General features: G+C 44.7%; 25 protein-coding genes. 16 read left to right on the forward strand and 9 right to left on the reverse strand.

All coding sequences use genetic code 11. The features are described 5' to 3' along the window. The first annotated feature begins 328 nt into the window (after positions 1–328). From zwf to ELS82_RS27335, 6 genes are all read left to right on the forward strand, one after another. Complete coding sequence (gene zwf, locus ELS82_RS05165) at positions 329–1,831, forward strand: glucose-6-phosphate dehydrogenase (protein ID WP_167489236.1); 1,503 nt, start codon at positions 329–331, stop codon at positions 1,829–1,831. Then, a complete protein-coding gene (pgl, locus tag ELS82_RS05170; RefSeq protein WP_134834513.1) occupies positions 1,828–2,544 on the forward strand; it encodes a 6-phosphogluconolactonase in 717 nt (238 codons plus the stop codon). The genes zwf and pgl overlap by 4 nt, the downstream gene beginning before the upstream one ends. A 35-nt stretch (positions 2,545–2,579) precedes the next feature. Beyond that, a complete protein-coding gene (gene gnd / locus ELS82_RS05175) occupies positions 2,580–4,028 on the forward strand; it encodes a decarboxylating NADP(+)-dependent phosphogluconate dehydrogenase (RefSeq protein ID WP_004411538.1) in 1,449 nt (482 codons plus the stop codon). Between the two features lie 214 nt (positions 4,029–4,242). Next, complete coding sequence (locus ELS82_RS05180) at positions 4,243–4,734, forward strand: hypothetical protein (RefSeq protein ID WP_134834514.1); 492 nt, start codon at positions 4,243–4,245, stop codon at positions 4,732–4,734. Positions 4,735–4,744: 10 nt separating this feature from the next. Beyond that, entirely contained in the window at positions 4,745–7,321 is a 2,577-nt protein-coding gene (locus ELS82_RS05185; protein WP_134834515.1) for an LruC domain-containing protein, read from the forward strand. Between the two features lie 230 nt (positions 7,322–7,551). Continuing rightward, a complete protein-coding gene (locus tag ELS82_RS27335) occupies positions 7,552–7,686 on the forward strand; it encodes a hypothetical protein (protein ID WP_004411535.1) in 135 nt (44 codons plus the stop codon). A 48-nt stretch (positions 7,687–7,734) separates the two neighbouring features. On the opposite strand, the gene ELS82_RS05190 is transcribed toward ELS82_RS27335, so the two are convergent. Then, positions 7,735–8,175, reverse strand: a complete 441-nt coding sequence (locus ELS82_RS05190; RefSeq protein ID WP_134834516.1) for a YtoQ family protein — start codon at positions 8,173–8,175, stop codon at positions 7,735–7,737. 17 nt (positions 8,176–8,192) lie between these two features. After that, the gene (locus ELS82_RS05195) at positions 8,193–8,501 is read right to left on the reverse strand and encodes a putative quinol monooxygenase (protein ID WP_244230757.1); all 309 of its coding nucleotides are present in this window, start codon (positions 8,499–8,501) and stop codon (positions 8,193–8,195) included. Positions 8,502–8,592: 91 nt separating this feature from the next. On the opposite strand from ELS82_RS05195, the gene ELS82_RS05200 reads away from it, so the two are divergent. After that, on the forward strand, positions 8,593–8,997 hold the full coding sequence (locus tag ELS82_RS05200) for a VOC family protein (protein WP_134834517.1): 405 nt from the start codon (positions 8,593–8,595) through the stop codon (positions 8,995–8,997). On the opposite strand, the gene ELS82_RS05205 is transcribed toward ELS82_RS05200, so the two are convergent. Beyond that, positions 8,987–10,756 carry a sigma-54-dependent Fis family transcriptional regulator gene (locus tag ELS82_RS05205; RefSeq protein WP_134834518.1) on the reverse strand — a complete coding sequence of 590 codons (1,770 nt, stop codon included), beginning with the start codon at positions 10,754–10,756 and terminating at the stop codon, positions 8,987–8,989. The genes ELS82_RS05200 and ELS82_RS05205 overlap by 11 nt on opposite strands. A gap of 265 nt (positions 10,757–11,021) precedes the next feature. Here ELS82_RS05205 and exaC point away from each other — a divergent pair, with 265 nt between their 5' ends. After that, complete coding sequence (exaC, locus tag ELS82_RS05210; protein ID WP_134834519.1) at positions 11,022–12,542, forward strand: acetaldehyde dehydrogenase ExaC; 1,521 nt, start codon at positions 11,022–11,024, stop codon at positions 12,540–12,542. 17 nt (positions 12,543–12,559) lie between these two features. Here exaC and ELS82_RS05215 read toward each other — a convergent pair whose 3' ends face one another. The 3 genes from ELS82_RS05215 to ELS82_RS05225 form a co-directional block, all read right to left on the reverse strand. After that, the gene (locus ELS82_RS05215; protein ID WP_134834520.1) at positions 12,560–12,745 is read right to left on the reverse strand and encodes a hypothetical protein; all 186 of its coding nucleotides are present in this window, start codon (positions 12,743–12,745) and stop codon (positions 12,560–12,562) included. Positions 12,746–12,893: 148 nt separating this feature from the next. After that, entirely contained in the window at positions 12,894–13,658 is a 765-nt protein-coding gene (locus ELS82_RS05220; RefSeq protein ID WP_134834521.1) for a sulfite exporter TauE/SafE family protein, read from the reverse strand. A gap of 87 nt (positions 13,659–13,745) precedes the next feature. After that, positions 13,746–14,576 carry a DUF6279 family lipoprotein gene (locus ELS82_RS05225; RefSeq protein ID WP_134834522.1) on the reverse strand — a complete coding sequence of 277 codons (831 nt, stop codon included), beginning with the start codon at positions 14,574–14,576 and terminating at the stop codon, positions 13,746–13,748. Positions 14,577–14,971: 395 nt separating this feature from the next. Between ELS82_RS05225 and ELS82_RS05230 the strand changes: the two genes are divergently transcribed. From ELS82_RS05230 to ELS82_RS05250, 5 genes are all read left to right on the forward strand, one after another. Beyond that, complete coding sequence (locus tag ELS82_RS05230; RefSeq protein ID WP_134834523.1) at positions 14,972–15,316, forward strand: DUF3316 domain-containing protein; 345 nt, start codon at positions 14,972–14,974, stop codon at positions 15,314–15,316. Between the two features lie 169 nt (positions 15,317–15,485). Continuing rightward, entirely contained in the window at positions 15,486–15,857 is a 372-nt protein-coding gene (locus ELS82_RS05235) for a cystatin domain-containing protein (protein ID WP_134834524.1), read from the forward strand. 159 nt (positions 15,858–16,016) lie between these two features. Beyond that, positions 16,017–16,445, forward strand: coding sequence for a DUF3010 family protein (locus ELS82_RS05240; protein WP_134834525.1), 429 nt, complete (start codon positions 16,017–16,019; stop codon positions 16,443–16,445). Between the two features lie 206 nt (positions 16,446–16,651). Further along, positions 16,652–19,915, forward strand: coding sequence for a response regulator (locus tag ELS82_RS05245; protein WP_134834526.1), 3,264 nt, complete (start codon positions 16,652–16,654; stop codon positions 19,913–19,915). Next, positions 19,912–20,622, forward strand: a complete 711-nt coding sequence (locus tag ELS82_RS05250; RefSeq protein ID WP_134834527.1) for a response regulator — start codon at positions 19,912–19,914, stop codon at positions 20,620–20,622. The genes ELS82_RS05245 and ELS82_RS05250 overlap by 4 nt, the downstream gene beginning before the upstream one ends. A gap of 20 nt (positions 20,623–20,642) precedes the next feature. On the opposite strand, the gene ELS82_RS05255 is transcribed toward ELS82_RS05250, so the two are convergent. Together ELS82_RS05255 and ELS82_RS05260 are read right to left on the reverse strand one after the other, a co-directional pair. Continuing rightward, the gene (locus ELS82_RS05255; RefSeq protein WP_134834528.1) at positions 20,643–21,056 is read right to left on the reverse strand and encodes a GFA family protein; all 414 of its coding nucleotides are present in this window, start codon (positions 21,054–21,056) and stop codon (positions 20,643–20,645) included. A 119-nt stretch (positions 21,057–21,175) separates the two neighbouring features. Beyond that, positions 21,176–21,643 carry an Lrp/AsnC family transcriptional regulator gene (locus ELS82_RS05260; protein ID WP_134834529.1) on the reverse strand — a complete coding sequence of 156 codons (468 nt, stop codon included), beginning with the start codon at positions 21,641–21,643 and terminating at the stop codon, positions 21,176–21,178. 151 nt (positions 21,644–21,794) lie between these two features. Here ELS82_RS05260 and ELS82_RS05265 point away from each other — a divergent pair, with 151 nt between their 5' ends. Then, positions 21,795–22,757: a hypothetical protein gene (locus tag ELS82_RS05265; RefSeq protein ID WP_134834530.1), complete on the forward strand. Its 963-nt coding sequence runs from the start codon at positions 21,795–21,797 to the stop codon at positions 22,755–22,757. A 62-nt stretch (positions 22,758–22,819) separates the two neighbouring features. Here ELS82_RS05265 and ELS82_RS05270 read toward each other — a convergent pair whose 3' ends face one another. Then, positions 22,820–24,382, reverse strand: coding sequence for a methyl-accepting chemotaxis protein (locus ELS82_RS05270; RefSeq protein ID WP_134834531.1), 1,563 nt, complete (start codon positions 24,380–24,382; stop codon positions 22,820–22,822). 325 nt (positions 24,383–24,707) lie between these two features. On the opposite strand from ELS82_RS05270, the gene ylqF reads away from it, so the two are divergent. Both ylqF and ELS82_RS05280 read left to right on the forward strand, forming a co-directional pair. Next, positions 24,708–25,643: a ribosome biogenesis GTPase YlqF gene (ylqF, locus tag ELS82_RS05275; protein WP_134834532.1), complete on the forward strand. Its 936-nt coding sequence runs from the start codon at positions 24,708–24,710 to the stop codon at positions 25,641–25,643. Positions 25,644–25,750: 107 nt separating this feature from the next. Then, positions 25,751–26,734 (forward strand): CobW family GTP-binding protein, encoded by a 984-nt coding sequence (locus ELS82_RS05280; RefSeq protein WP_134834533.1) that lies wholly within the window; start codon positions 25,751–25,753, stop codon positions 26,732–26,734. Positions 26,735–26,976: the final 242 nt, after the last annotated feature.

Here is a 26,976-nt window from a genome sequence, read left to right on the forward strand (position 1 = left end):
TAACTCTAGCGAGCCGCTATTTCTTTGAATTAGATGCTTTTAATATTTATCAATAACTTACCTCACAAACTAGTCATTATTTAATCGATTGCCCTCTCAAAGGTTGATGTATGTCAAAGAGTCATAGACAATACGCTGCCAAATGAACGAATAGACCTGTTTTTCGCAACTTTCAGGCTTTCGAAATTGGCACGCTTTTTTGGTTTTGCCTATCGATTTGATAGGCAGTATCAGTTTTATAATTTGAGGTATCGTTGTTAGGGTGAACCATCTCAATACGCTAACAGCCTAAATAAGTGCTAACTACCTCGTTTTTAAGGGAAAGATGATGGTAATACCAGAAAACAGCAGCATCGTAATTTTTGGTGCTTCGGGCGACTTAACCTATCGTAAGTTGATCCCTGCTTTATATCACCTTTACTCAAACAAACAGCTGCCGGAAAACTTCGCCATTCTTGGTGTAAGTCGTACAGAATACAGTGATGAGTCATACCGTGAAAAGCTAAAGCGCTCACTCCAAGAAATGGAGAAAACAGAGCCAGCAACCCTAGATGCCTTTATCAATCATCTGCATTACCAAGCCATCAATACCTCTGATACTGCTGATTACAGTAAACTGACTGCACGTCTTGACCAACTTGCTGATAAATACAGTTTCGAACAGCGTAATACTCTGTTCTACCTAGCAACGCCTCCAAGTCTATACAGCGTAATCCCAGCAAGTCTTGCGGCTCACGGACTGAATAACGAAGATGACGGCTGGAAACGTCTAATCATCGAAAAACCATTTGGTTACGATTTAGAGTCTGCGCAAAAGCTAGACAAAGAAATTCATGAGCACTTCCAAGAACACCAAATCTACCGTATCGACCACTACCTAGGTAAAGAGACCGTTCAAAACCTGCTAGTTTTCCGCTTCTCAAATGCGATGTTCGAGCCGCTTTGGAACCGTAACTTCATCGATTACGTTGAAATCACGGGTGCGGAATTCTTGGGCGTTGAAGAACGTGGTGGTTACTACGACGGTTCAGGTGCGGTTCGCGACATGTTCCAAAACCACTTGCTGCAAGTACTAGCCATGGTTGGTATGGAACCACCAGCGCAGATTAACGCTGACTCAATTCGTGATGAAGTGGTAAAAGTACTGCAGTGTTTGAAACCACTGGAAGAAGATGACCTGCGTAACAACCTAGTTCTTGGTCAGTACACAGAGTCTGATGTACGCGGTGAATTCCTGCCTAACTACCGTGACGAACCGGGGGTTGCTGAAGATTCTCGTACCGAAACGTATGTTGGCTTGAAAGCGTACATCAATAACTGGCGTTGGAATGGCGTGCCTTTCTACGTTCGTACTGGTAAACGCTTACCTACTCGCGTGACTGAAGTGGTTATCCACTTTAAACAGACACCGCACCCAGTATTTGGTCAAAACGCACCAGAAAACAAGCTAATCATTCGAATTCAGCCAGACGAAGGCATTCAAATGAGCTTTGGTCTAAAAGAGCCCGGTGCAGGTTTCCACGCGAAAGAAGTGAAAATGAACTTCCACTATGCATCACTTCAAGAGACTCAGATGCTAACAGCATACGAGCGTCTACTGCTTGACTCTTTGAATGGTGACGCGACGCTGTTTGCTCGTAGCGATGCAGTAGAAGCATGTTGGAAGTACGTTCAACCAATTCTTGATTTCAAACAAGACCCTCAAGCACTATTTGGCTACGCTTGTGGCACATGGGGCCCTAAAGAGTCTGACGACTTGCTACAGCGTGACAACCGCGCATGGCGTTTCCCTTGTAAGAACCTAACAGATACGGATTACTGCGAACTATGATCAATCATAAGATTTTCCAAACCGCTGAGCAGGTTGTTGAAAGCCTAGCGAATGATATGAAAGCATTCAGCGAGCTTGAGCGCCCAGTGCATATTTCACTGTCTGGTGGCAGTACACCTAAGATGCTGTTCAAGCTACTGGCTAAAGCGCCATACGCAGACGGTATTGCGTGGAACAATCTACACTTCTGGTGGGGCGACGAGCGCTGTGTGGCACCTGATGATGCTGAAAGCAACTACGGTGAAGCAAATGCGCTACTGTTCAGCCAAGTAAACCTGCCAGCAGAGAACATTCACCGCATTCGTGGTGAAGAAGAGCCAGCCTTTGAAGCGAAACGCTTCGCAGAAGAAATGGCAACAGTGATCCCATGCGAAAATGGCACGCCAGTATTCGACTGGATCCTGCTAGGTGTTGGCGCAGATGGCCACACAGCATCGCTATTCCCAGGTCAAACAGACTATCAAGATGAGAACCTATCAGTATTGGCGACTCATCCTGAATCAGGCCAAATTCGCGTCTCTAAAACCGCTAAAGTTTTAGAAGCCGCAAAACGAATCAGCTACCTTGTACTAGGTGCAGGTAAAGTTGAGATCGTAAACGAAATTCATACTACTCCAGCAAGCGAGCTGCCTTACCCAGCAGCTAAAATCCAGTCTAAAGCTGGTGAGACGGAGTGGTACTTAGATTCAGACGCAGCAGCAAAAATCGCTTAATGCGAGCGTCCAAATAGGAAAATTGGAGAGAAATAATGAAAGGTGATATCGGTGTAATTGGCCTAGCAGTAATGGGTCAAAACCTTATCCTAAACATGAACGACCACGGTTTCAAAGTGGTTGCTCACAACCGTACTGCTGCGAAAGTAGACGAATTCCTAGAAGGCCCAGCAAAGGGTACTAACATCATCGGTGCATACTCTCTAGAAGAGCTAGTAGAAAAGCTAGAAGCGCCGCGTAAAGTGATGCTAATGGTTCGTGCTGGTGAAGTTGTTGATAAATTCATCGAAGCGCTAACACCACTTCTAGACAAAGGCGACATCATCATCGATGGTGGTAACACTAACTACCCAGACACTAACCGTCGCGTTGCTGCACTACGTGAAAAAGGCATCCACTTCATCGGTACTGGTGTATCTGGTGGTGAAGAAGGTGCTCGTTTTGGTCCTTCAATCATGCCTGGCGGTTCTGCTGAAGCTTGGGAAGCGGTTAAGCCTATCTTCCAAGGCATCTCTGCTAAAACTGATGCTGGCGAACCTTGTTGTGACTGGGTTGGTAACGACGGTGCGGGTCACTTCGTTAAAATGGTTCACAACGGTATCGAATACGGCGATATGCAGCTGATCACTGAAGCTTACCAGTTCATGAAAGATGGTCTAGGTATGTCTGCAGACGAGATGCAAGCAGTATTCGCTGACTGGAACAAAACTGAACTAGACAGCTACCTAGTAGAGATCACTGCTGACATCCTTGGCTACAAAGATGAAGACGGTGAGCCGCTAGTAGAGAAGATTCTAGACACTGCTGGTCAAAAAGGTACCGGTAAATGGACAGGTATCAACGCACTAGACCTAGGTATTCCACTAACGCTTATCTCTGAGTCAGTATTCTCTCGCTGTCTATCTGCACTGAAAGACCAACGTGTTGAAGCTGAATCTCTATTCGGTAAGACAATCACGCCAGTTGAAGGTGATAAGCAAGAGTGGGTTGATGCACTTCGTCAGGCTCTTCTAGCGTCTAAGATCATCTCATACGCTCAAGGCTTCATGCTAATGCGCGAAGCATCAAACGAAAACGGCTGGGACCTAAACTACGGTAACGTAGCGCTAATGTGGCGTGGTGGCTGTATCATCCGCTCTGCATTCCTAGGCAACATCCGTGATGCGTACGAAGCGAACCCAGACATCGCATTCCTAGGTTCAGATGACTACTTCAAAGGCATCCTACAAAACAGCCTAGCAGCGTGGCGTAAAGTGGCGGCGAAATCGCTAGAGTCAGGTATCCCAATGCCTTGTACTATCTCAGCACTGTCGTTCCTTGACGGTTACACGACAGCTCGCCTACCAGCTAACCTACTTCAAGCTCAACGTGACTACTTCGGTGCTCACACATACGAGCGTACTGACCGTCCACGTGGTGAATTCTTCCACACAAACTGGACTGGTACAGGCGGCGATACAGCGTCTACAACTTACGACGTGTAATTAGATCTTTACCATTTAAACAGCCAGCTTGAGTGTCAAGCTGGCTGTTTTTTTATCTGCTCAACAAAACTTTCTATATTGATATTCATTTTGACACTCCCGCAACTCATTCTGAAACACCCTTTATAAACATCTAAATATCAACCGGTTAAATCACATCAACTTATGGCAAACCTCTTGCTTTGTATAAAGAAAGACCATAGGGAGACAGCTGATGAACCGAAAAGCAATAAGCATTATTTCTAAACTAGGCCTAGTGGTTCTACTCTCTGGCTGTGGTGGTGGCGATGGTGATACCGCAGGGACTAGCGGCGGCGAAAGTAGCGCAGGTAATGAACCGAGTGGAAGCCAAACGCCTGCAGCCTCCTCTCCCCCGGCTCTTACCCAACCCCAAGTGGAAGCAATGGCCAGTTCCAGTTTGTCCTCCGCTTCTGTAGATGATGGTTTTTCCTTTCAGACCCAACAACATTTGGCCGTCAGTATCACCTTTGATGCTCCTCAAACCGATACCCAAATCTTTCTATTTAGCGTTGACGACCGCGAGTTGCTGATTGAAGACGTCACCCTGTCTGAAGGCCTGAATTACCGAACTAAGATTACTGTTCCTCAAACCACTGAAGCCATCAAGATCCGAATAGATGGCACACGTGAAGTGACCTTGCCTATTTCCGGGCTGTCAGCCATCACTTATCACGTTACGAGCTAGGAGATCTGCTATGCGAGTATTCTCTACACGCCTCTTGTTGTTAATCAGCCTCTTGCCAGCACTGGCGTTAGGCTATGAGGTTTCTTTGATCAACAACCTGACCGATGAATCAAATCACATCCATGACAACTTTGGCCACCAAGTCGAACTCAATGATAATTACGCCATTATCGCCGCACCCGGCACTGGCTCAAGTAATGGTAACGCCTGCAGCTTTAACAATATAAACCAAGAGTGGAGTTATGAAACTTGCCTTTCTGTTCCGGAGCAATACTCAAATTCCGCGCAAAATTTTGCCAAAGCGATCGACCTTTCCGAGCAGAGACTCATGATTGGTGCAGATATTGATGGCAACGGCGCTGTATTCATTTATGAGCGAGAAGATGATCAATGGCAATTTAACCAAATCATCACACAGCCGCCAAGTACTTCCCCTGCTGACTTTGCTTCGAGCATAGCGAGTGACAACACCCACATCATTATTGGTTCGCCAGCCAAAGGTTCTGGTAACGCCGGCTATGTCTACATCTACGCCTTGCAAGAGCAATCTTGGACCCTAGAGGCGACTCTTAGCGCAGATTCAAGCAATAAAAGCGGTCGCTTTGGTCAAGCCATTGCGTATCAAGATAACTATCTAATTATCGGCGATTCTGAACATGGCCAGGGTAAGCAAGGAGCAAGTTACATCTATTTTTATGATGACGAGACATGGACAAAGCAAGCATTTCTAACCGGTGGTAGCCTAACCAAAAACGCTTTGTTTGGTACTGCTGTGGCCATTTCAGAGCAGTACGCTTTAGTTGGTTCGCCAAAGGAAAGTCATGCCACTAAAGGGGCTGATAAATTCCTTGGTTCTGTTTACCTATACAAGCGTCGCCTAAACAATTGGGACCTGATGACCAAGCTGATGCCTGATGCGCTCGAAAAACAGGATCAGTTCGGTACCAGTCTAGCGATCAGTGATGGTTTTATTCTTGTTGGTGCTGAAGGCGATGACAACGATAAAGGTGCCGTCTACCTATACAAACTGGACGATGGCACCTGGCAGCTAGACAGTACGACAAGTGCCCAGGTTCGCGCCGTCAATGACCATTTTGGCTATTCTCTCTCTCTAAGCGACGACTATGCACTGATATCTAGCCCTGATTCCGAACATAGCTCGGGCTATAAAGGCAATGTCTATCTTTACTCGGTAAGAGAAGTTTCCTCTGTCACAGCGGCTGAGTCCGAGTTCAATGAATTGGTCAGCACGCTAGACCTATCTAATCCTTATATCTCAGACAGTGATGGGGATGGACTATCAGATAAGAATGAATCGACGCTACTCAATACCGATCCCCTTAGTGATGATACAGACCAAGATGGGCTCAATGATCTTGAAGAGGTCATCTATTACCATTCTGATCCACTCAGCACCGACAGTGATGGCGATGGGCTTTCTGACCTTGATGAAGCGGTGATTTACCAATCAAGTCCAACCTCCGCAGATACAGACCAAGATGGCTATAGTGACCAATACGAGGTGATGACAACTAATACTGACCCTTCAATGGCCGACTCTGACAGTGACGGTTACAGTGACGTTGAAGAAATTGCCGAGCTAGGCACATCTCCGACGCTTGCTGACACCGATGGCGATGGCCTAACCGATGCTCAGGAGCTTGAACTGTATAACACCTCGGTGTTAGATCCGGATACTGATAACGACGGGTTCAGTGATGGTAACGAAATCAATTACTATGAAACCGATGCCAGCGATAAAAATAGCCAACCCGAGTCAATATCGACCAGTACTTCATACTCCCCGGCTTACGAGCAAGATGGCACCATCGCTTTTGAGGATGAATGGCCAAACCGTGGTGACTACGACTTTAATGACGCGGTGTTCAATTACAATATCGAGGAATACAAGATCAACGGTCTGGTAAAACAGATTAACTATAAGATCTTGCCCACAGCGCGAGGAGCGACTTACACCAACTCTTTACGACTGTTGCTTAATGTTCCGATTAGCAATATTGCTCAAGTCAGTATGACCACTATGGGCAACACTACCCAAGTAGAACCAATAGCTGACAAAAACCAAACTCTGATTATTGTGATCGCTGACTTAAAGGACGCTTTACCGGCTAACTCGGGATCTAAACTGACGAATACACTGACAGGCTCCAATAAAGTCACGGGAAAACTGCTACGCCTATCGGTCACCTTTAACTACCCTGTCAGCAGTGATGTTCTTGGCGCTCCACCCTACAACACATTTATTGCGCGCCAATTCGCCACGAGTGAATGGATAGAGGTTCACTTCCCCGGAAAGCCTGCTACATCCAAAGCTTCCAAGCGCCAATTCGGGCGGGGTGACGATGATACTCAGCAGCAAGGTGACCGCTTTTTCTTCTCCAAAGACAACCTACCTTGGGCAATGCACATCCCTGAGCAATGGCATCATCCAAAAGAGAGAGTGGATCTATCCAATGGTTACCCCGACATATTGAATTGGGCAAAATCTAAAGGCAAAAAACATAAAGGATGGTACAAGAGCAAACGTAAAAGCTTGTTTATTTTTGAAGAGGTGCCTGACATTTAATACGCACACGTTTGCCTACTATTTTATTGTCAGCGCAGAGTAAAAGGAGGAGAAATCCTATTTATAAGCCTACGATCTCCTCCTATAATTAAGTTGCATATGGAGGATGTTAACTGAGTTAGCATCCTCTATTTTTTGAAACCTAAACAAGGAACCGCGTAGACGTTTCGCGGGTATCGGTGACTAATCTAACCTGGATGGTTAAATAACATTAAATTGAGGTTCTTAAGATGACTATTAATAAGTACTTTGTATTCGTTCCACAGGTAGAGGAACAAAACGCTTCAAAGGACAATAAAGTAACAGATAAGGAAGCTCAACGTCAGGCTTTAGTAAAGCAAGCACAGCAGCAAGGCGGCTTGTAAATCGCTAGGTTTCAACAAAAGAGGAGCTGATTTAGCTCCTTTTTTTATTTATGAATTGATCACATAGCTAAGCAGCTCAACCACTTGCTCTGGCGTTTCAGCCCAAGCCATCGCAGCGGCATCCACCTCTTTAAGCGGATGTATCAACGCATCGTCATGCAAAGTAATAAATGGTTTGCCAAGGGCAGCTAACGTACCGGCATCAAAAGCCGCATTCCACTGACGATATTTATCACCAAAGCGTACTACCCCAATATCGCACTGCTTAATCAGCGTCGATGTTCGAATCGCATTAACCTTTGAGGACTGATGATCTCGCCAGAAGTTGGATTCATTCGCTCTAAGCACGTCTCCTGCGGCGTCACTAGACTCGTGGTCCGTATTGGCAGAAAAGAACTCGACATTAAGATCACGCTCCTTTGCACCTTCGATTATTCTTTCACGCCAATCGGTATGGATTTCTCCGCTCAGATACACTTTCCACAACATTGTCTTCTCTCCCTTGGTTATTTCTTGCTATTCATCATAACGACATTTGAACGAATGACCGATTGCTCAACAACAATGTTGGCCAGCTTTTCTCTACTGGACAAATAATGCGACGTCGTTTTATGTTCAGCCAACGCTTCTGAAGATTGATAGATCTCGTACAAGTGGAATAGCTGCGGATTGGAAGTATCTTCAAGAACATCAAATTGTATACAACCAATTTCGTTATCCACTGAAGATTTGGCGTTTTCCTGCATGATCGCTAGGTACTCCTTTTCTTTGCCTTCCTTTACTCTATTAGAAACCACTATACAGTACATACTCATAATTCTTCCCTGAACTGATTATCACATCATTGCCATACCACGGATTTATTGTATACAATAATTACTAAAATTCAATACAAGGAAAGTTGTCATGGAAAGACCAAAATCGTTTTCAGGGATCAGGCATATCGCCTTAGTGGTACAAAAATTTGAGGAATGCGAGAAGTTTTATACCGATATTCTAGGTATGACGATTCTACGCCGCGCCAACAACAATCTTGTTTATCTGACTAACGGCTGCGACAACCTCTCTTTAGGCCGCGCCGCTGCACAAAGAATATGCTCACCCATCAGCGTCGATCATTTTGGTTTGATTGTGGATAGCAAAGAGCAGTTACACGAATGGTATGAATACATGCAGTTTAAAGGCGTGACATTACTCGACGCCCCACATGATCATAGCGATGGCGCTAGAAGCTTCCATTGTAAAGATCCCGAGGGGCATGTGATTCAGCCGCTCTATCACCCCGCAATATCTGGTCAAACTATTCTTTAGACGGCAACAGCCCTAACGCTTTTAACTTGCGGTAAACGGTATTACGACTCACGCCCAATACGCGTGAAACCTTACTTATATTGCCTTTGTGGCTTTGGTAAGCAGTGATTAGCGTTTGATTTAATGTCGTATTGAGATCGGCTTCCTGACGATCATCTACCGCTTTCGTTTGGCTCATCAACGGCTGAGCAAAGTGCTGCGGAATATGCTCTGCTGTCAGCTCATCTTGTTCATTGGCGATAAGTGCAGTCACCTTAAGAAGGTTATCCAGTTCCCGTAAGTTTCCTTTCCAATGGTAGCTTAGTAGACACTCCATTAAAGCGGAGGATATCGACTGATAACCTTGTTTATACTTAGCGAAGATAGCTTGGATAAGGCTCTCTTTATCTTGCCTCTCTCTAAGGGGAGGCAAAGTCACTACTAGGCCGTTTAAGCGGTAGTAAAGGTCTTCTCTAAACTTACCCTGCTCGACCAGTTGCTGCAGGTTCTGGTGTGTGGCAGAGATAACTTGAATATCAACACGATAGCTGTTGGCCTCACCAACCGGCATGACGACCTTATCTTGTAAAACGGTTAACAGGCGGCACTGGGCGTCTAACGGCATTTCTCCAATTTCATCGAGGAACAACACCCCTTTATCCGCTTGTCTTATCTTACCCAAGTATCCATTCTTACTCGCGCCCGTAAACGCCCCAGGCGCATGGCCGAACAGTTCGGATTCGATAAGATCTTGAGGCAACGCACCACAGTTCACGGTAATGAGTGGATGGTTCGCCCGATCGCTTTGTTTATGCAGCGCTTTGACAAACTCACCTTTGCCAACACCCGTTTCTCCAAGAATTAGCAAATTAATATCACGCCCCATCACTTTGTTTGCCTGCTGCCAAGCAAGCTCAATCTTATCTTCTCCATAATGAAGCTGACTGGACGGGGTTAAGCTCTTTTTCGGTAACGTTCGCTTGCCGAGTCCCTTTTTATCGAATATGAGCGGCTGAGAGCCATGACTAGATCGTTCAAAGAGCGTGTCGATACTCGACCCTACCAGTGGCACATCAGGCAGTAGCTGCGCCGCCACTTGGTTATGCGCCAATACTTCACCATGTTCATTTGCAATAACGATCCCTTGCCAACCACTTTTTAAAACCGATTCATCATGCGCGACATTGATTTGAATAGCACCATCTGGAGTATGGGTCAGTAGGTGGTTTTCTATTAACTGAACCATATTTTGCACCAGCACTTGAGTGGTCACATCATGGCGACTTTGTTCGCTAGTAATATCCAGCACGCCCACTAATTGACCTTCTGGATTAAACAAGGGGCTAGCGGAGCAACTGATAAAGCGATGCTGCTTGATAAAGTGCTGATCACCGATGATAGATACTGCCCTTTTCTCATACAGCGCGGTACCGATTGCATTGGTCCCTTTCAGCTTTTCTTGCCAACAGCTACCCGGCTCAAGTGCGATGGATAACAGACGTTCACGAAATCTATCTTGGCCCCAAGCAGCCAACACCACACCGTCAGGGTCGGTGAGTATCAAACGGCTATCACTATGAGCAAGAACCTGATTGAACAAAGGAAGTGCCGACTCTTTGACCGCATCAATAACCGCTTGTGACGTGTAGCACCTCTCTTTCAATAGTGAGTTAGGCAAGTGGATATCATCCGGCTTTTTGATTTGTTTCAAGCCTGCATTGGAGCTCCTCTCCCATGAAGAAGCGAGCCAACCATCTGTCGCAAAAGATTGTAATTCCATAGCTGTCCCAATATTGAACAATCAAAGTGTTCCAATTTTGAACAACTGAACAGTTAGCTTTTGCTGTTCAGTCGCTCCCTCTGTTTTAAACGCCATCTCGTAGCCTTTGAATACTCTAGCTCCAGATAAAAATTACAACAAGTTTTTAACATTTGGTCTGTGATTTGCGTTACCTCCTTTGATAACTCGCTAATTGTTCACCCTCCACCGGTGGCAGATTGGCGCAATAAAAACTCAAAGAAGTGAACACAATAAGGATATTTTTATGATTTACGCGCAACCGGGCAGCCAAGATTCAGTCGTTAACTTTAAGACACATTATGACAACTTTATCGGGGGAGAATGGGTTAAGCCGGTCTCAGGTGAGTACTTCGACAACACGTCACCAGTCAATGGTCAGGTATATTGCCAAGTCGCTCGTTCAGGCGAAGCTGATATTAATTTGGCTCTAGATGCCGCGCACCAAGCTCGCGCAAGCTGGGCAGCGACGAGCGTGACTGAGCGTTCAAACACCTTGCTGAAAATTGCCGATCGAATCGAGCAGCATATTGAAGAGCTCGCGGTTGCTGAAACTTGGGAAAATGGCAAACCTGTCAGAGAAACGCTGGCAGCAGATTTACCGTTAGTCGTCGATCACTTCCGTTATTTCGCCGGCTGTATTCGCGCTCAAGAAGGCAGTGCGGCTGAGCTCGACGTCAATACTGCCAGCTATCATTTCCCAGAGCCGATTGGCGTTGTAGGGCAGATCATTCCATGGAACTTCCCAATGTTAATGGCGGCTTGGAAACTCGCTCCTGCTTTAGCGGCTGGTTGTTGTGTGGTCCTCAAACCAGCAGAGCAGACCCCGACTTCAATTCTATTATTGATGGAAAAAATCGGCGATCTTATCCCGGCAGGCGTAGTTAATATTGTGAACGGCTTTGGTAGTGAAGCGGGCCAAGCGCTTGCCACCAGCAACAGGATTACCAAACTGGCCTTTACTGGTTCAACAGAGATCGGTAACCATATACTCAAATGCGCGGCAGATAGCCTAATTCCTTCTACCGTGGAGCTAGGGGGTAAATCACCGAACATCTATTTCCCTGATGTGTTTGATCATGAAGACGAATATCTTGATAAGTGTATCGAAGGCACCCTGCTCGCTTTCTTCAACCAAGGAGAAGTCTGTACCTGTCCTTCACGCGTGCTGGTGCATGAGTCGGTATACGATCAGTTCATTGCTAAAGTCGCAGAGCGAGCTAAGACCATTCAACAAGGTAACCCGCTCGATACGGACACCCAAGTTGGTGCGCAAGCTTCACAAGAGCAGTTTGATAAGATTCTGAGCTACTTAGAAATTGGCCGTCAAGAAGGGGCTAAAGTGGTGTTTGGTGGTGAGATCTCGCAACAGAGTGGTGACATTGGCTCTGGTTACTACATTCAACCGACCTTGCTTGAAGGCAACAACAAGATGCGAGTGTTCCAAGAAGAGATCTTCGGTCCTGTTATCGCTATTACTAAATTCAAGGATGAAGCAGAAGCGCTAGCGATTGCCAATGACACGGAATATGGCCTAGGCGCAGGCGTTTGGACTCGTGATGCGAACCTAGCGTATCGCATGGGTCGAAATATTGAAGCCGGACGAGTGTGGGTTAACTGTTACCACGCCTACCCTGCCCACGCTGCATTCGGTGGTTATAAGAAGTCTGGTATCGGCCGCGAAACGCACAAAATGATGCTCGACCATTACCAGAACACGAAAAACCTACTGATCAGCTATGACGTTAACCCACTCGGGTTCTTCTAACTGTCAATAGAGCGCCACTAGGCGCTCTTTTTTTTGCTTTTTCTCTTATCGTTTAAATACAACACGCCACTGGCAACTAATGCTAATAAAGAGACCGTAAATAGCGCCGGCATACTTAGTACCCACGCAAACGTCGCGGCGAGAAAAGCAATGAAGGTAATCATTCGGCTGCTCGACATCACTCTGCCTAGTTTTCTTTCCATAATTCCTCCTACATCTGACAAGGCTCACTTCCGGGTTGGAATGGCCCTTATTGGATGTATTCAGTATGCCAAGATCGAAGCTAAATTAACCTAAATTGTGCTCAAAAGAGCTCGACATGTGACCACCTTCAACTGCTCGCTATTTGTACTAAGCATAAGTATCAATAAAGAAGTAAGCCGTCATTACAATACTCGAAAGACCAACAAAGCCTTTAACGTATTTCTGCTCGATTTGGCGTGATACTCGCGCGGCTACATAACCACCAGATAAGGTACCTAGCATGACTGCAACACCTCGTCCCCAATCAATCGAGCCATCAATCACAAAGATAATTATCGCAACAATAGACACACACGAAGAGATCAGCAGCTTAAGGCCATTCATCTGATTAATATCGCGATAGCCTGCCAACACTAGGTAACTTAGTACCACGACGCCAAGGCCAGCATTAAAGAATCCGCCATAAGCCGATACCACAACCAACATTACAGAGATCGCAACCAAACCCAATTTTGAGCCATTACTTGAAGATTGAGAGATACGGCTTAAAGCGCTGCTAAGCGGCTCACCAAACAAAAACAGCAAGGTTGCGAAAAGCAAAAGCCATGGAATAGCGGTTAAGAATTGCGTTTCTGAAACGGTCAGGAGCAAATAGGCGCCAAGAGCACCACCAATAAGGCTCAAGACAACCGTGAGAGTTAATCGATGCCCCGTATTGGCAATATCGTCACGAAAGCCGTAACTACCACTGATATAACCAGCGCATGCGGCAAAGGTATTAGTCGCGTTGGCAATGACAGGAGGCACACCAACAAACATAAGAGCAGGAAAAGTAATAAAACTCCCCCCTCCGGCGATGCTGTTTAGTATCCCTCCCAGGACGCCCGCACCAAACAATAGAATCCATTCCATGTTATTGACTGTGTTAGAAAACAATCCCTTACTCTAACCCGCCTTGGTCATTGTTCAAATAGTCAGCGATCTCATTTGTAAGGATGTCTATAAAACAGATTGAGCAAGATCTTTCCAATCTTGTAATTCCGCACGGTAATATTCCGTTTGCTCGTCTGTCATAGCGTTGATGACTCTCACCAAGTACTGATTGCCAATTTTCTTGTTGTACTCTATTTTTTCCTCAAGATGAGGCGGGTACAAACTATCGGGGTTAAACATCAGTTTATTAAATTGAGGCTGGAAACTCGCCACGTTAAGTCGATGGTCAAGCAGTGAGTTCATCTCGATACGCATATTGGTTTGATAGTTGATCCAATCATCTGTGGTTACATAGAGCTCATCGACCCAATCATCGACAATATTTAACTGGTCTTGGGTTAAATCATCCATCCAGGTTTCTAGACTATCGACGATACGCTCTTTGTATCGCGCTTTAATTTCGACTTCACTTAGCTTTTGGTACTTTTTCTTATACTTTGTGTGTCGAACTCGTATGCTGTCCATCAATTCATCAACTTGGCTATCCGATAACTCTCTGGCCAATGCGTACATCTCTGGGGCTATTCGAGCAACCAATCGTAGCGAGTGCTGTTGTATCTTATCTTGCTGCGCTTGTAACTGCTCGATTGTGAAGCTTCGTGGTTCAATCGCCATGAGCTCATCAAGGTGATCAATATAATGCGGGATCTCTTCCCGGCGATGCCATTCACTCAAGACTTCAATCTTACGCTCTACCAGATCTTCTTGCGCGTTATCGAGCTCGACATAATCTTCTAAGTATTCGACCAACAACCAATCCATATTGTTGTAGACGAACTTCGAACTACACCCGATAAGCGCACTACATATGATGAGTAATAATCCAACTTTCCTCATTTCCTTGTCCTATGCATCCACTGCCGTCACCGTTATCTTTATCCATGTCTCGATACCATCGACACTGATTAAACTAAGCAATTCAAATACCAAGTCCATCGGACTAAAACTCAATACCCATAATTTCAATCAGTTAGCTTTTTCCAAAGACCAAATCGCTGATATAAATATAGCTCAATTGCCGCTTTACTCTTCATAAGTGGCAACGGTTCTCCTATGACTCCCGTCTGATATTTGAGCTCCGCTGCTAACGCCATTTTGACTCTGTTATCGCCTGGTTATGGACGTAAAGGACACTTTACAAAAAGTGGGATTAATCTTACACAGACTGACAGACGCCTTACGTTTAGGTGCGTAATATCAACTTCGAAGGTCACCCATCAGGAGAAATTATTATGAAAAAAGTTGTTATTTTAGCGTCACTACTTATGAGTGCTTCCGTTTTGGCTTCAACCAATACAGAAACATCCAACACAAGTTTTACTACTGACGCATACGCCACAAAACAACAAGCTTATGATGCGGCTTTTGACCTCATGGACGAGATGAAAGCAATGAATAATGCTGAACTGAAAACAGCACTACCGATCCACGAAAACAACGTTGTTTACCCAAGTGTGAAGATCGAAGAAATGACAGTTCACGTTGAAGAATTTGCCAATAACAAAGGCAACATTCAATACAAAGCGGTGCTAGACGTCGACTACCAATACAAGTATCGAGAAAGCGGTAACAGCTAATCGCATCAAATTCTCTATAAACAAGCCGTTTTATTGTTGATAAAACGGCTTTTTTCTGACTTTGTTTTGATATTGAAACCTAACGAAAAGTTATACTCGGTGCATATTCTGTCTTGTAATTTACTTATAATACATAACCGTCAGTTAACTATTTTGCTATGGAGTTATCATGAATAAAGTATGGTTAGTTTCCCTAACAGCTATCGCCGCGCTAGCTGGCTGCAGTCAAGCAACACAGCCTGAGAAAGATCCCGCGTCAATCAGCCCGATGTGCCGCACCGAAGCACTTGCAGGTGGCTGGAGCGTTTCTGAGTTAACCCCTGAAGCTCAACAAGCAGTAGACACGCTACTGAATCAAATGAATACCGCGTCTAAACTAAAAGAAGTTAATGAAGTAAGAACTCAGGTCGTGAATGGCATCAACTACGCCATTGAATTCACTTTGGAAAATGATGAAGTTTGGCATGCTGTGGTATACCGAAACCTACGTGGTGACTACATGATCGACAGTGTTGCCCAACGCGGTAAACTGTGCCCTTAGTACGCGTACCCATATAAGTTTTGTTATCATTAGGCCAGCAATCACGCTGGCCTAATCACTCCTACCTCTTAATAGAATCATCCCCCTTGGCAAATTTAAAGGTCGCTAACTTTTGTTAGGTCTATATAATGGCGACCAAACTACTAACTAGGTATAAACATGAAAATTTGTGGTGTAGAGCTAAAAGGTAACGACGCAGTTATCTGTCTTCTTGATCATTCTGACAACGTACTGCATTTACCAGATTGCCGCGTAGCAAAAATTTCAATTGGTAACGCAAACAGCACAGAAGAAGTTAAGAAGTTCCAGTTCTCTTTTGCCAAACTAGTTGAAGATTACAAGGTAGAAAAAGTTGTAATCCGTCAGCGCCAAACCAAAGGCAAATTCGCAGGTGGCGCAGTTGGTTTTAAACTAGAAGCAGCAATCCAGCTTATTAATGACTTACAGGTTGAAGTCGTTTCGCCAACTGAGATCAAAGAGAGCCTGAAGAAGAATCCTCTTGCAATTAGCTTTAAAGAAACTGGATTGAAGCAATACCAAGAGCAAGCATTTACAACAGCCTATGCATGCGTAATGATGCGTGGCTAATCAAGTTTCAAAGCCTAAGACTTGTGCTTAGGCTTTTTTATACCCGCACTACCTATTCCCTCTCACCAACTGCAAGCTATTCATAGACATAACTTACACTTCCCTTTGTCTTGCACTAGGTTGCATATAAATAAAAACCATACTAGCCTCTATATGAGCATGGACTCATAACCTTAAACTAATAATAAATGACTAGGGTTGGCTGCATGAAATTATCACTTTCATCATTATTACCGACTCGTTCTTCTAAAATGTCGAAGGAAGAACTCAACAACAGCGTGCTAAATGTGCTGCCTGATGGCGTGATCATTTGCGATGGTGCGGAAGGTAGCCATAGTATTTTTTATAGCAACCCAGCATTTTGTCACTTTTATGATTCCAATAGCACCGAACTCATCGGACAAAAGCTCAGCCAATTCTTTGAACCTTTAATCTCACAAGTACAATTTAATCAATTGGTTGAATCGTTGGATCAAGAGAAATCTGTCGCAGTACCACTCACGATAAAAGGAAACGATGCAACACGCTCGGTACAGCTGCGAATAGAACCCATGTTTAGCAATGATGGTTCGTTAAATTATTTGGTTATCACTCAGTCAGATACAACCGCGATTCAACAAACTAAATATGCCTTGCATGAGAGTAATCAGAAACTTAAAGAACTCGTTTCAAATCAGCACCAAAGAATTAACGAGCACGAGCTACAAATAGGCGTTATTTTTGAGCAAGCTATGGATGCTATGATTCTGCTCAATGAGAGCAATCAAATCTTAGATGCCAATGACGCAGCTCTAGAATTGTTTTGCCATGACCGGACGAGTCTATTGGGCTTAGATATTGGTTCATTGCTGCCCGATATCAAGCCGACACAAATCCAAGTTCAGCTCGATCAAGCGCCGTTATATCAAGAAGTCTCCATACCTCACACCCTATTTTTACACCGCCACAGTGACACGCTGTCACTGTCTGGGGCCATACGCTATATCTCAATCAAACATCGAAAATACGTGGTCATTACGTTACGCGATAAAAGTTCTGAGCACAGTGCAAAGATGGAGCTCAAGAAAAATCAAAGCGAATTGGAAGAGGTTGTACGTAACTTAAACCTAGCCACGCAAGCGGGGGGGATCGGAATTTGGAGTTGGGATTTCGAGTCCAATGAAGTGACGTGGGACGAACGAATGTTTGAGATATATGGTGTCGACCCAAGTTTAGGCGCAAATAACTACGCCATGTGGCAAGAACGAGTCCACCCTGACGACTTGGAACAGTCAGAGCACTCATTAATCACAGCGCGTGAAACCCTAGGTCAATTTAATGCTGAATTTCGAATCCAGCTTCCGAGTGGCGACATTCGATGGGTCAAGGCTGCTGCCGATGTTATCTTCGAGCAAGGTACCACTCACCCTATCGGCATGGGTGGCGTCAACATCGATATCACCAAAGAAAAGAATGCCCAAGCGTCACTAAGAGATGAAAGTGAAGCTGCTTACGCCGCTAGCGAGGCTAAATCGATGTTTCTCGCCAATATGAGTCATGAGATTCGCACTCCTATGAACGGTGTAGTGGGAATGCTTAGCCTACTTAGTGAGACTGAGCTAAAGCCTGACCAACGGACAATGATCAGCACCATAAAAGATTCGGCACTGACGTTACTCCATATCATCAATGACATTCTCGATTTTTCCAAAATTGAAGCGGGACAGATGTCGCTTGAAAGTGTCCCTGTCGATCTACAGTCTCTTTTGGAGCGGACGTTAGATGTCCTACACCTACAGGCGAGCAATAAAGGTATAGAAATGTACCTCACCTATGACCCAAAGCTGCCGAAAATGATCATGAGTGATAGCGTTCGTTTGAGTCAAATCATGCTCAATTTACTTGGTAATGCGGTTAAGTTCACCGACAGTACAGAGGATGAAAAAGGTAAGATTTGGGTATCTGCCTCCCTGGGAACCGATGGCATCGCCCCTTGTATCAACCTGATGGTTGAGGACAATGGAATTGGAATGACCGAAGAACAGTTGAAAAGATTGTTCAAAGCGTTTTCGCAAGCTGATACCAGCACGACGCGACTCTATGGTGGCACAGGACTTGGCCTATCCATTATTCAGTCTTTACTTGAGTTAATGGGAGGTACAATCAGCGTTGAAAGCCAGTTTGGAGTAAGCAGCCGATTTTCGTTAGAACTGCCATTTATTGAAGTGGAATCACCGCCTGAAGACCTGACACCAGACTTCTTGTCAGGAAGCCGAGTATTACTCATCACCAACGACCAAAGTGTCTCGACCTTCTGCGATATAAATCTATCGAGTTATGACTGTAAAGTTCACATCATTTCATCTGTTCGCCGAGCCATCTCTGTGCTGAATCAGGCCAAACAATCAAACATTGACGTCGATTTAATCTTCCTTGGTCCCGATCTCTACAACAGTTACATATATGGCGGTTTGCCACCAGTTGAACGCGAATACCTAGATCAATACCAGTTATTGCTGTTCACAAAAGATGTGGCAGAGCCTAAAGGGGTTATGTCTCCAACAACCTACGTCATGCACTGTAGTCCATTTAAGCCAAGTGAACTTTGCCAAGCGATAGGGGTTCTAAGAGGCGCGATCAGTTCAGAGTTATTACACGCAGATACAGAAGAAATCACACTCGGCAAGCAACAGCAAAAAGACGGCATGATACTGGTCGTCGACGACCAAGCAACCAATCGAGATGTCGTTCAAAGACAGTTGTCCCACCTAGGCTACCAATGCGAAATGGCCATTCATGGCCAAGAAGCGCTGCAGATGTGGCGTACTGGTAAGTTTGATTTGATCCTGACTGACTGTCATATGCCTGTAATGGATGGCTATGAACTAACCAAGCAAGTGAGAAAGATTGAGCAGCAAGATAAGTCGAAAGGCCACATGCCTATCATCGCGATTACCGCCAATGCAATGTTGGAGTCTTCTGAACAATGTATGACTTCTGGCATGGACGATTACCTGACAAAACCTGTTGAACTCGCGACATTAAATCGCTCGATAGAAAAATGGATGAAGTTATCCCCATCCGCAGTTCAGGCAACAACACCCCCTCCCTCACCACAACCTGAAACAGCCTCGCCAATCTGTATGAACAGCCTAGAAAAAATCTTAGGTACGTCAGATCGAGCGATCGTAGCCCCGCTCCTCGAAGGATATTGGGAATCTCTGACTGAAGATATTTCACTGGCGGAAGAAGCATTAATACAGCGCAATGAGGCTAATTTGCAGCAGATTGCACACGCAGCGAAAGGCGCAGCAAGGTCTGCGGGAGCGGAAGATATCGCAACAATATTTGAGTCGATACAAAATACAGCGACAAACAAAGATTGGCCATTTTTGACCAGCGCTCTGAAGCAAAGCAGAAGCGAAATTGAGCGTCTAAAACACTATCTTATTGAACACTCGATCATAGAAAACACGGAAGTTTCATTATGAGCAACTATGAACCCAGCAAATTTACGATTTTGGTTGTTGAAGACCATAAATTCTCACGCAAAGCACTGCTTAACATGCTTGTGCAAGCAGGGTATGAAAATGTGTTAAGTGCCAAAAATGGAGAGCAAGCCATTGAAAAGTTGGACAATAATCAGATTGATTTAATTGTTACCGATATCAACATGCCACTAGTCAACGGTTTAGAGCTGATCAAATATGTACGCGAGGGAAGAACCAACACGCCTTGCGTTACGAGTATTATCGCAGTGACCACTCTTTCTGACACAAACACCATCGCGTCATGCATGTCACTGGAAGTCGATGCCTTTTTAGTCAAGCCAATAACTGTTCAGAATGCACAAGACCAAATAAAAAGTGCGGTTACTGAGCCTAAGAAGCTCTATCAGCAGCACTTGTATCGTAATGTCAGCACCACTGTGTCACTCTCCAATGAATCAGCAAAAGAAACCCCTGACAAGCCTCGCATTCGAGAAGTCTCATCTCATATTGTACATATTGAAAAACTTTCAGAGCTACAAGAGGGAATGACGATTTTGGACGATATCTTTGTGACGACTGGCGGTTGTCTGTTGAAAGCGGGAACGACGCTAAATTCGAAACTATTACGCCGTTTAAACGAGTTGAGCAAAATTATAGAAGTTCACCCATTCTATTCACGTATTGATGAGGCTCAACTCGTCTCTTAACGACTATTAAAGGTGTGTGCTTAAGGCTGTTTGTCGAAAGTTTTCACACCTTCCGGTATCTGATACCAATCCTGTTTCTCGCTGATCCACACATGAGCTGTCGGTTCAAAGACAGAGTGATCATCGGGCGAGCTCGCTTTTAACTTGAGCTTTAACGTTGACTGATCATCAGGGTTATAGTGGTAGACTCGATTGCCGCAATCCGGACAAAACTTCGCGTAATTTTTGTTGCCACTTTCAGCCACTCTAGTCCACTCTTTCAGCTCTCCAGATATTTCAATATCTTCTGTCGCAACAATTGCTGTAACGCTAAACGGGGCAGTGGACAGTTTCTGGCATTCGATACAGTGACATGCCAGTACCATCTTTGGTGGTTGGTGTAACTTATAGCTAACTTGTCCACATTGACACGCGCCTTCGACCAAATAACTCATTGCTTGCTCCTCCTGAACATTTTTCTGTCTATTATTCATCCATCATTACTGAATAGATTTAGAGTTTCAATTGGAAATTGTTCGATAATTAGCCATTAATTCATGTTGCAGCAAAGTGCTCAAATCGAATCCACATTAACCTCTGTGGTGAACTTAACAGTTTTAGTCGATACCGAAGTATGAAACTTACGAATGTTACGGTCTTGGTGAAGGACCTGTTCAATAAAGCGTTCATAGGTCTGAATGTCGGGCACGCAAACCACCAGCATAAAGTCATACCCTCCGGTAATTTGATAACACTGGGTAACTTCAGGTGCCTTTAAGATAGATTGACGGAACACGCTATAGATATCCCCTCTATCTCGCTCCATCTCCACAGAGACAATCAGCGTCAATTTGTTACCCGCCAATTCCGGGTTAATAATCGCAACATCACCAACGATAATTTTGCCTTCTCTAAGTCGTTTCACGCGCTTTAAACACGCCGGTGGTGACAAGCCAACTTCTTCCGCTAAGTCTACATTTGCTAAACGATTATTACGCTGCAAGATTGCGAGTATCTTTCTGTCAATACGATCAATTTCCATATATTTCTTTAATATCCATTTTGGAGAAATTTTGTTAATCAGTTTGATTATATAAAAAATATCAGTGCAGCATCTAGAGCAATAATGTCACTCATATTTCCCCTTAACCCAGTAAGCTATCTGTCATTAGTAATCTCAAGGAAATAAAGAGATGGATAAGGTAAAACGCTTTTTCAGCCAGCTGTTCGCAGAAATCATTGATGTCACTTGGACCCTGTATAAGGTAATGGTCCCGATCATCATTGTGATTAAGGTGGTAGAAGAATTTGGCGGCATCGACATCCTGAGTCAATGGCTCAGCCCCCTTATGGGTATCGTCGGGCTCCCAGATGAAATGGGACTGGTCTGGGCAACAACGCTTTTGACTAATATCTATGCTGGACTTTTAGTGTTTATGAACAGTGGCGTCGAATTGACTGTCGCTCAGGCTTCTGTATTGGGCTCGCTAATGCTGATCGCCCACTCACTCCCTATTGAAGCTGCCATTGCCAAGCGAGCGGGTGTCAGTATGACAGTTACGCTACTTCTGCGTTTAGGTGGTGGCCTGCTGTTCGCGTGGATTCTTCATCAAACTTACCAACTTGGCGGAATGCTTGATCATCAGGCGCAAATAATCTGGAGCCCAGAAGTAGTTGAGCAACAAAGTTACTTTGAATGGGCTTGGACTCAAGTAGAGAATCTTATCGCGATATTCGTCGTGATCTCTGTGTTGTTATTTTCTCTCAAGCTGCTCAAAGTACTTGGTATTGAAAGGCTGATGGCCATCGCGCTCCGTCCGATCCTCAAGATTCTAGGAATTAGCCGAGAAGCGACCAATATGACGATTGTCGGTATTACGTTAGGGTTATCTTTTGGCGGCGGGCTTTTGATTAACGAAGCAAAGCGTGGCCATATTCCGGCTAGAGATGTGTTTACTGCCATCATGCTGCTTAACTTGGTCCACAGCATGATAGAAGACACCATTCTAATTATGCTTATTGGCGCAGACTTCACCTCGATTTTTTGGGGTCGTCTCATCTTTGGTCTGCTGATCGTTGCCACGCTATCAAGATTACTAAGAGGAATGACGGAAGAGACCTGCCACAAATACCTCTATCGACCCGTCAAATCATAACAGCCATACATAATAGCAATAAAAAAGCCCTGCAACTGCAGGGCTTTTTAGTTTGTTAAGGATTATTTCTCTTCAAATCGTTTCGCAAGATGGTGGAACTCTTCAACTTGCACTTTTAGGTCATTTGAATGTTCTTTTACTGAGTGCGTGGCCGCTAGGTTTTGTTCCGCTGTCGAAGCGATAGATTGAATATGTGCGCTGACATCATTGGTTAACTCACGTTGTTGATTGGCTGAGCTTTCCACTGAGTTTATTAACTCATTCATCTGCTGCATTAGGCTCTCTACTTCAGACAAACGAGCAGAACTCTCTTGAGCAGATTCGCCACATTTATCCGTTTGCTCACGATTATCGAGGATATCGCGCTGCCAGCCCTCTATCGTGGTTAACATAGCCTCGATGCTGTCTTTTATTTGAATAGTCGCTTTGGATGTTCTTCCTGATAAAGCGCGAACCTCGTCAGCTACCACAGCAAAACCTCGGCCTTGCTCCCCTGCTCTAGCGGCCTCAATCGCCGCATTCAGTGCAAGTAAATTGGTTTGCTCAGCAATGCCACCGATTTCTTCCATCATCTGGCTGACATTTTGCGCTTGCTCACTCAATTGATACGTCGTTTGAGTCGCCTTTTCTGCTTGAGTCGCCAAGCTACTGAGGTTGTGATGTGTCTTATCGAGACTCTGTTTTGCACTAACACAGGTGGTTATGGTTAAGTCGACGATTTGATTGGCATCATGAGCACTCGAAGAGACTTCATTCGCGGTGATTTCAACTTGCTCTGTCGCCTCTCGCACCTGAAAAATGTCTTTAGTCTGTTGGTCCAACGCTTCACTGACTTGGTAGGACGTCGCACTCAAGTTATCCGCTAAATCGTGTATCGGTTCAGCGGAATCCGTCATTCGACCCAGAACCGTTCTGATTCGGGCAGACGACAACTGTAGATGGAAATCGGCGATCGAGAACGGGTCACTGCCCGAGAAAATTAATCGACTCACACTGTCATATTTAGTTTGCAGCTTCTTGAACTTAGCGGGTGTTACAACCAACTCCTGACGGAAGAGTAGCGCCAACGCCAACAAAGGTAATGCACTTAAACCAATTGCGGCCATACCTTCTAAACCGAGCATAACGGTGACTATTGGTGCAGCAAGTGCACCTAGTAAACAGGCATAACGAACAAAATCAGGTACGTTAATTGACCAACTCGCCCCTGACGTCTCCGCTTTAAGAAGCCCTTTATACGCTTTGCTCGCAGTATCAACCAACTCACGCTTCGGCTTCACTCGCACTGACTGGTAACCGACCATCTTGTTATGTTCAAAAATCGGCGTTACATACGCATCAACCCAGTAATGACCACCAGACTTAGTGCGATTCTTAACGATTCCACGCCATGCTTTACCCTGATTTAGATTACTCCACATATCCGCAAAAGCGGCCTTAGGCATATCTGGGTGGCGAACAATATTGTGGTTCTGTCCAAGTAATTCGTTTTCTGAATACTCAGCGATTTTACAGAAGGCAGGATTGCAATAAGTTATCACCCCTTTTAAGTCGGTGGTCGACACCAGTTGTTCATTGTCATTTAAAAGCGTTTCACGATCGGAAGAAGTTGGGCTGACGGTCATTGTCTTATCTTTTTTATGGTAATTTGTAGCACGGAAATATATACAATAAATCAATTTATGACAAAGTATTAATAGATGTTCGGGCTAATACTTTCGTATGAGAATTTGTATTCATATAAATTGTATACTGGACGCTAAAAACGCAGAGTGACCAAACGCAAACTCTTAGACATTTTGTTAAATTTGTAGACAGCAAAACGCTAAAGTTTAACAACCATCACTTACCACGCCTTTATTGAGAGAGGTAGCCCCGAGCCTTTATCGCTTTACTCTTGCCTATTTCCCCTTACAATTGACGCAAGTTTGAATTTCAAGGTTAAATCCCATGTCTATCCAATGGTTCCCGGGGCATATGCACAAAGCCCAAAAAGAGATTGCTGAAGCGATCCCTCAAATTGATGTCATTATTGAGGTGCTTGACGCTCGTATCCCTTTTAGTAGCGAAAACCCAATGATTGCTGAGTTAAAGGGCGATAAACCGGTTGTTAAGGTTCTTAATAAACGTGACCTCGCGGATCCTGAACTCACTCAACTATGGATTGACCATTTTGAGAAAGAACACAACGTTAAAGCCATTGCGATCACGACATCCCAGCAACAAGAAGTAAATCGAATCATGGAGCTCGTTCGTAAGCTGGCGCCTCACCGTGAAGAGATCGGCAAAAATATTCGCACCATGATTATGGGTATTCCTAACGTTGGAAAATCAACCATCATCAATGCTCTGGCAGGCCGCACAATTGCAGTAACAGGTAACCAACCAGCCGTTACCCGTCGCCAACAGCGCATTAACTTACAGAACGGTATTGTACTTAGTGATACGCCAGGGATTTTGTGGCCGAAAGTGGAAAACCCGCACAGTGGTTTCCGCCTTGCTGCGACTGGTGCGGTAAAAGATACCGCAATGGAATACGATGAAGTGGCTTTCTACACGGTAGAGTACTTAGCGAAAGCTTACCCTGAGCGCTTAAAAGAGCGTTACATGCTTGATGAAATGCCAGAGTCTGACATTGAAATTATGGAAGAGATTGGACGTAACCGCGGTGCACTCAGTGCAGGTGGTCGTATCAATTTACATAAGACGTCGGAAATTCTCCTGCATGAGCTTCGCAACGGCACACTTGGTCAAGTCACTCTAGAGCTTCCTGAAATGATCACGCAAGAGTTGATCGAAGTAGAGATTGAAGCAACACGTAAAGCTGAAGAAAAAGCGAAGAAGAAAGAAGAACGTCGTAAACGCTACCTTAAAAACAAGCGCTAATCGTCAGACTCAAACACCATATAGGCAGTCATTAGACTGCCTTTTTTGTCTCCATTCCCCAGCATCTTTTGTTATAGTATAACAAAGACAAAAATGAGACATGTTCAATGGGTATCCCAACTAATATCATCACCGGCTTCCTTGGCACTGGTAAAACAACGGCAATTCTCAACCTATTAAAAACAAAACCAGCCGACGAAAACTGGGCTGTCTTGGTGAATGAATTCGGCGAAATCGGTATTGATGGCGCAATGATGACGGAGCAAGGTGCGTTAATTAAAGAAGTCCCTGGTGGCTGCATGTGCTGCGCCGCAGGTGTGCCAATGTCAGTCGCAGTTACCGCCCTATTGAGAACCAACCCTGATCGCTTGATTGTCGAGCCAACCGGGCTTGGCCACGCGCATAAAGTACTCGCTACGCTCACCTCTAGTCAGTTTGTTGACTACATTGATTTAAAAGCCACGATTGGTTTGGTCGACCCAAGAAATCTCAGTATTGAAAAATACACCAGCAACCAGAACTTCAATGACCAGTTGGCCATTTCAGACATCATCATCGGTAATAAGGTTGATCAATGCCATGTTAGTGATATCGATGCCTTTAATGATTGGGTAACCAATCAAACTCCGCCGAAAATTTTCAGTCAATTGGTCCAGCAAGGTAATTTTCCAAGCGAACTTCTTGGTATTCCCCGCCGTGACTCATCACCTTCATCCGAGGTAGCAGCACATCATCATGAGCACGCAGAGCAAGAGCCTCAATTCGCGTTAGAGCCAAATCAAACTCACGTTCGTAAAGAGAACAGTGGTCAGGGCTATTTTAGCTGCGGCTGGATCTTCGGCGCTGAAGTTGTATTCCAGTTTGACGAGTTGTTCTCGGTATTATCGGATATTACCGCGGAACGGGTTAAAGGCGTGTTAAATACGACCAATGGCTGTTTTGCCTTTAACGTCAGTCACGGTGTTGTCTCTGTGAATGAAATGTCACTGCAAGGGTTTGAAAGTCGACTTGAGGTGATTGATAACCAGTTATTACCGTGGGATCAATTAGAAAATGTATTGGTAAATATTTCCACCCTAAGCGAAAAGTAATATTAAGTGCTTGAGCTATTTAGTAGATTCTAAACGACAAGAGGCGCACCTTAAGTGCGCCCTATCCCTCGTTACTCAATCGTGAGTCTGCGAATCAGGAGGTCATTATGTTGCGACCTGATATTAAACGAGGCGTTTGTATATTTTGTTTGAATCCATCCAAATTGTAGGTAAGGCGATATTTCCTCCATGCGGGTCGGTTCAAATTGCCTTACCCTTTAACTATGGTTCAAAACTGCAAT

Source organism: Vibrio ouci (assembly GCF_004551525.1).
GTDB classification, from domain to species: Bacteria; Pseudomonadota; Gammaproteobacteria; order Enterobacterales; family Vibrionaceae; genus Vibrio; species Vibrio ouci.

What these genes read in the sequence shown, in the direction of transcription:
- zwf (WP_167489236.1), top strand. Translation starts at nt 329, where the DNA reads ATGGTAATACCAGAAAACAGCAGCATCGTAATTTTTGGTGCTTCGGGC.
- pgl (WP_134834513.1), top strand. Translation starts at nt 1,828, where the DNA reads ATGATCAATCATAAGATTTTCCAAACCGCTGAGCAGGTTGTTGAAAGC.
- gnd (WP_004411538.1), top strand. Translation starts at nt 2,580, where the DNA reads ATGAAAGGTGATATCGGTGTAATTGGCCTAGCAGTAATGGGTCAAAAC.
- ELS82_RS05180 (WP_134834514.1), top strand. Translation starts at nt 4,243, where the DNA reads ATGAACCGAAAAGCAATAAGCATTATTTCTAAACTAGGCCTAGTGGTT.
- ELS82_RS05185 (WP_134834515.1), top strand. Translation starts at nt 4,745, where the DNA reads ATGCGAGTATTCTCTACACGCCTCTTGTTGTTAATCAGCCTCTTGCCA.
- ELS82_RS27335 (WP_004411535.1), top strand. Translation starts at nt 7,552, where the DNA reads ATGACTATTAATAAGTACTTTGTATTCGTTCCACAGGTAGAGGAACAA.
- ELS82_RS05190 (WP_134834516.1), bottom strand. Translation starts at nt 8,175, where the DNA reads ATGTTGTGGAAAGTGTATCTGAGCGGAGAAATCCATACCGATTGGCGT.
- ELS82_RS05195 (WP_244230757.1), bottom strand. Translation starts at nt 8,501, where the DNA reads ATGAGTATGTACTGTATAGTGGTTTCTAATAGAGTAAAGGAAGGCAAA.
- ELS82_RS05200 (WP_134834517.1), top strand. Translation starts at nt 8,593, where the DNA reads ATGGAAAGACCAAAATCGTTTTCAGGGATCAGGCATATCGCCTTAGTG.
- ELS82_RS05205 (WP_134834518.1), bottom strand. Translation starts at nt 10,756, where the DNA reads ATGGAATTACAATCTTTTGCGACAGATGGTTGGCTCGCTTCTTCATGG.
- exaC (WP_134834519.1), top strand. Translation starts at nt 11,022, where the DNA reads ATGATTTACGCGCAACCGGGCAGCCAAGATTCAGTCGTTAACTTTAAG.
- ELS82_RS05215 (WP_134834520.1), bottom strand. Translation starts at nt 12,745, where the DNA reads ATGGAAAGAAAACTAGGCAGAGTGATGTCGAGCAGCCGAATGATTACC.
- ELS82_RS05220 (WP_134834521.1), bottom strand. Translation starts at nt 13,658, where the DNA reads ATGGAATGGATTCTATTGTTTGGTGCGGGCGTCCTGGGAGGGATACTA.
- ELS82_RS05225 (WP_134834522.1), bottom strand. Translation starts at nt 14,576, where the DNA reads ATGAGGAAAGTTGGATTATTACTCATCATATGTAGTGCGCTTATCGGG.
- ELS82_RS05230 (WP_134834523.1), top strand. Translation starts at nt 14,972, where the DNA reads ATGAAAAAAGTTGTTATTTTAGCGTCACTACTTATGAGTGCTTCCGTT.
- ELS82_RS05235 (WP_134834524.1), top strand. Translation starts at nt 15,486, where the DNA reads ATGAATAAAGTATGGTTAGTTTCCCTAACAGCTATCGCCGCGCTAGCT.
- ELS82_RS05240 (WP_134834525.1), top strand. Translation starts at nt 16,017, where the DNA reads ATGAAAATTTGTGGTGTAGAGCTAAAAGGTAACGACGCAGTTATCTGT.
- ELS82_RS05245 (WP_134834526.1), top strand. Translation starts at nt 16,652, where the DNA reads ATGAAATTATCACTTTCATCATTATTACCGACTCGTTCTTCTAAAATG.
- ELS82_RS05250 (WP_134834527.1), top strand. Translation starts at nt 19,912, where the DNA reads ATGAGCAACTATGAACCCAGCAAATTTACGATTTTGGTTGTTGAAGAC.
- ELS82_RS05255 (WP_134834528.1), bottom strand. Translation starts at nt 21,056, where the DNA reads ATGAGTTATTTGGTCGAAGGCGCGTGTCAATGTGGACAAGTTAGCTAT.
- ELS82_RS05260 (WP_134834529.1), bottom strand. Translation starts at nt 21,643, where the DNA reads ATGGAAATTGATCGTATTGACAGAAAGATACTCGCAATCTTGCAGCGT.
- ELS82_RS05265 (WP_134834530.1), top strand. Translation starts at nt 21,795, where the DNA reads ATGGATAAGGTAAAACGCTTTTTCAGCCAGCTGTTCGCAGAAATCATT.
- ELS82_RS05270 (WP_134834531.1), bottom strand. Translation starts at nt 24,382, where the DNA reads ATGACCGTCAGCCCAACTTCTTCCGATCGTGAAACGCTTTTAAATGAC.
- ylqF (WP_134834532.1), top strand. Translation starts at nt 24,708, where the DNA reads ATGTCTATCCAATGGTTCCCGGGGCATATGCACAAAGCCCAAAAAGAG.
- ELS82_RS05280 (WP_134834533.1), top strand. Translation starts at nt 25,751, where the DNA reads ATGGGTATCCCAACTAATATCATCACCGGCTTCCTTGGCACTGGTAAA.